The 2,557-nt window shown below is 68.0% G+C and carries 3 protein-coding genes and 1 pseudogene; 1 reads left to right on the top strand and 3 read right to left on the bottom strand.

Annotated elements, in window-relative coordinates:
• Positions 1-137: 137 nt before the first annotated feature.
• The 3 genes and pseudogenes from Q0R13_RS12845 to Q0R13_RS12835 all read right to left on the bottom strand — a co-directional run.
• Entirely contained in the window at positions 138-923 is a 786-nt protein-coding gene (locus Q0R13_RS12845) for an alpha/beta hydrolase (protein ID WP_293904490.1), read from the bottom strand.
• On the bottom strand, positions 920-1,720 hold the full coding sequence (locus Q0R13_RS12840; RefSeq protein WP_293904488.1) for an alpha/beta fold hydrolase: 801 nt from the start codon (positions 1,718-1,720) through the stop codon (positions 920-922). The genes Q0R13_RS12845 and Q0R13_RS12840 overlap by 4 nt, the downstream gene beginning before the upstream one ends.
• Positions 1,721-1,859: 139 nt before the next feature.
• A pseudogene (locus Q0R13_RS12835) lies at positions 1,860-2,195 on the bottom strand (hypothetical protein); the annotation flags it as partial.
• Positions 2,196-2,372: 177 nt separating this feature from the next.
• Between Q0R13_RS12835 and Q0R13_RS12830 the strand changes: the two are divergent.
• Positions 2,373-2,557: transposase (locus Q0R13_RS12830; protein WP_293904486.1), on the top strand; the 185-nt coding region annotated here is incomplete at its 3' end.

Below are 2,557 nucleotides of genomic sequence, written 5' to 3'. Positions count from 1 at the left end.
GGTGCCTGAGGCGCAAGTTCGCAGCCCTAGAGATTCAGAAAACCCAATTATTTCAACTACGAGATTTTGCCTGTTTGAGCGGAAGGGCCATGAGAGGGCGAAAATCGGCCCTCACCGTCGACTTTTTCAACAGCCTGCTAGATCGTGCCGCAGAAGTCGAAGATCGCCTGGGCAGTGGCCTCGGGCTGCTCCAGCTGTGGGAGGTGTCCGGCGCCCGGGATCGCCTTGAAGGTTCCGTTGGGCGCGTGCTGGGCGTGGATGCGGCCGACGCCCATGTCCACATGGCGATCCGCCTCGCCCCAGATGACCAGGGTGGGCGCGTCGGTCCAGGCGCTGTCCGGTTCCGGTCCCGCGGAGCAGTGGCGAAGGATGTGGAAGATTTCGTTGCTGGCGGCGCATCGATCCAGCAGGGCCGGGTCGGCGGCCGCCGGCTCGGCGAACATGCGCTCCACGGTGTCGCGCCCGAAGCCCTTGCGGGCCCGGCGCGCCATGATCCACCCGCCGACCGGGGAGGCGAGCACCAGCCTGCCGCGTAGAGGAATCCGGCGGAAGATGCTGCCGCCGTTCAGCAGGATCAGCCGTTCCGTCTGTTCGGGGTGGGCGGCGGCATAGAGGCGAGCCAGCGAGGCGCCGAACGAGTTGCCGGCCACCGTCAGGCGCTCGGCCCCGATCTCGCTCCGCAGGGCGTCAATCCAGCCCACCAGGCGGGGGTAGTCGGGCCGTTTCAGCCTGGCCGAGCCCCCGAACCCCGGCAGATCCGGGGCATAGACGGTGAACCGCTCCGACAGCCGGTCCCAGATCGGCCGCCAGTGCATCTCGGCGTCGGTCATGCCGCCCTGCAGCAACAACAGGGCCGGTCCTTCACCACCGGACCAGAGCCGCACGGGCGCGCCCTGGACGTCGATCTGGCGGGCCTGCATCATGACGCGGTGAGGAAGCTGACGATCGCGGGATAGGCGGCGCGGTCCTGGATCATGAACAGGTGGCCGCCCTCGAACCACTTGAGGGTCGCGCCGGGGATGCGGGCCAGCATCTTCTCCTGAGTGGCGGGCATGGCGATCCCGTCATAGCGGCCGGCGGCGATCAGCACCGGGCAGGCGATGTGCGGCAGTCGGTCCCAGGTGTCGTGGTCGGCGCGGGCCTCGAACTGGCGGTGGGCGCCGGCGGCGTGGCCGGGTTCGTCGGCGTAGGGGTCGGCGGCGGCCAGGGCGACGAACGTCTCGTAGTCCTGCGGGTGCGCCACGGCCCAGGCGGCGTCGCGGCGGGTGTCGCTGATCGGGATCATGTGGCGGGCGCGGGCCTCGCCGGTCAGGTGCTCGATGTCGTGGAAAGGATAGGAGGCCCCGCCCGCGCCGCCGGGCGAGGTGCAGGCCAGGACCACCCGCTGGACCCGCTGCGGATGCCGCAGCACCAGCTCCTGGGCCACCATGCCGCCGAAGGAGACGCCCACCACCAGGGCGTCGTCCCAGCCCAGGTGGTCCATCAGCGCCGCGGCGTCGTCGCCGTACTGGGCCATCGAGTAGGCAACATCCGGCTTGTCGGTCCGCCCCAGGCCGCGCTGGTCATAGGCGACCAGGTCGAACGCCCGGGCCAGCGGCGAGGCGAAGACGTTGGGCTGGGTCCTCAGGTCGCCGCCGGAGCCGGAGATGAACAGCAGCCGCGGCCCGGCGCCGGCGCGCTCGTAGTGGAAGTTCAGGTCATTCAGTCTGGCTGTCGGCATCGCCCCTATGCCCAAAAAGACCCGCTCATCCCTACCCCTAAGAACGAACTCATTCGCCCAAATCAGCGTGCGCTAGGCTAACACGCACGCGCCATGACGAAAGAGGTCTCTGAGGCCGCTCAGATCAGTTCGTAGGCGCCTATTCAATGGCGTCGTGCAGCAGCGCGGCGACCCATTCGACCGCTCGCCCTTCGCCCTGCGGGAGGGTAGCGACGAACTCCTGACCACGCCCCACCGTCGTAACTGTGCCATTGTCATCCCAACGCTGTGGCGGATGGTAGGTCATTCCGACGCCTCCCCAACGGGGATGGAGCCAGTCGGGAACCCGCCATGTGGACACCTTCGCGCCCGCTTCGGTGAGGGAGTATCCGCGCTTTAGGGCGCCCGACCCCGGCATTGAAAGCACAGCAGGAGGAAGGCTGAGTTCGTCCGATGCGACATAGAGGGCATTGCGCGGCTCCTGTTCGGCGCGCGCGTGGGGGTGATCCTTTAGTCAAGGATAGGCTTCGCCGACCTGCCCAAGTATCGCGACAGCCAAGGTCACGGCTCGCCCGGCGGCCACATCTTCGGCCGCGTCTGCCTCGAGTGAGGTGGCGCCGGAAATTCGGACATACGGCTAAGGTTGGTTCGCCCTCTTGGAAGGACGGACGTTATGACTGGGAAGCGGAAGCGGTACTCGGCTGATTTCAAGGCCAAGGTGGCGCTGGAGGCGTTGAAGGGGGATCTGACCCTGTCGCAGCTGGCGGCGAAGCACGGCGTCCATCAGACGATGATCGCGGCCTGGCGGAAGCAGGCGGTCGAGGGGCTGGCCGGGGTGTTCTCCGGCAGGGCCGAGGC

The sequence above is a fragment of the Phenylobacterium sp. genome (assembly GCF_025351295.1).
Taxonomy (GTDB): domain Bacteria; phylum Pseudomonadota; class Alphaproteobacteria; order Caulobacterales; family Caulobacteraceae; genus Phenylobacterium.
Note: the sequence above shows the minus strand (reverse complement) of the source record. Positions and strands in the feature narration are given on the sequence as shown.

Coding starts and splice junctions, on each gene's coding strand:
- Q0R13_RS12845 (WP_293904490.1), bottom strand. CDS start 923: ATGATGCAGGCCCGCCAGATCGACGTCCAGGGCGCGCCCGTGCGGCTC.
- Q0R13_RS12840 (WP_293904488.1), bottom strand. CDS start 1,720: ATGCCGACAGCCAGACTGAATGACCTGAACTTCCACTACGAGCGCGCC.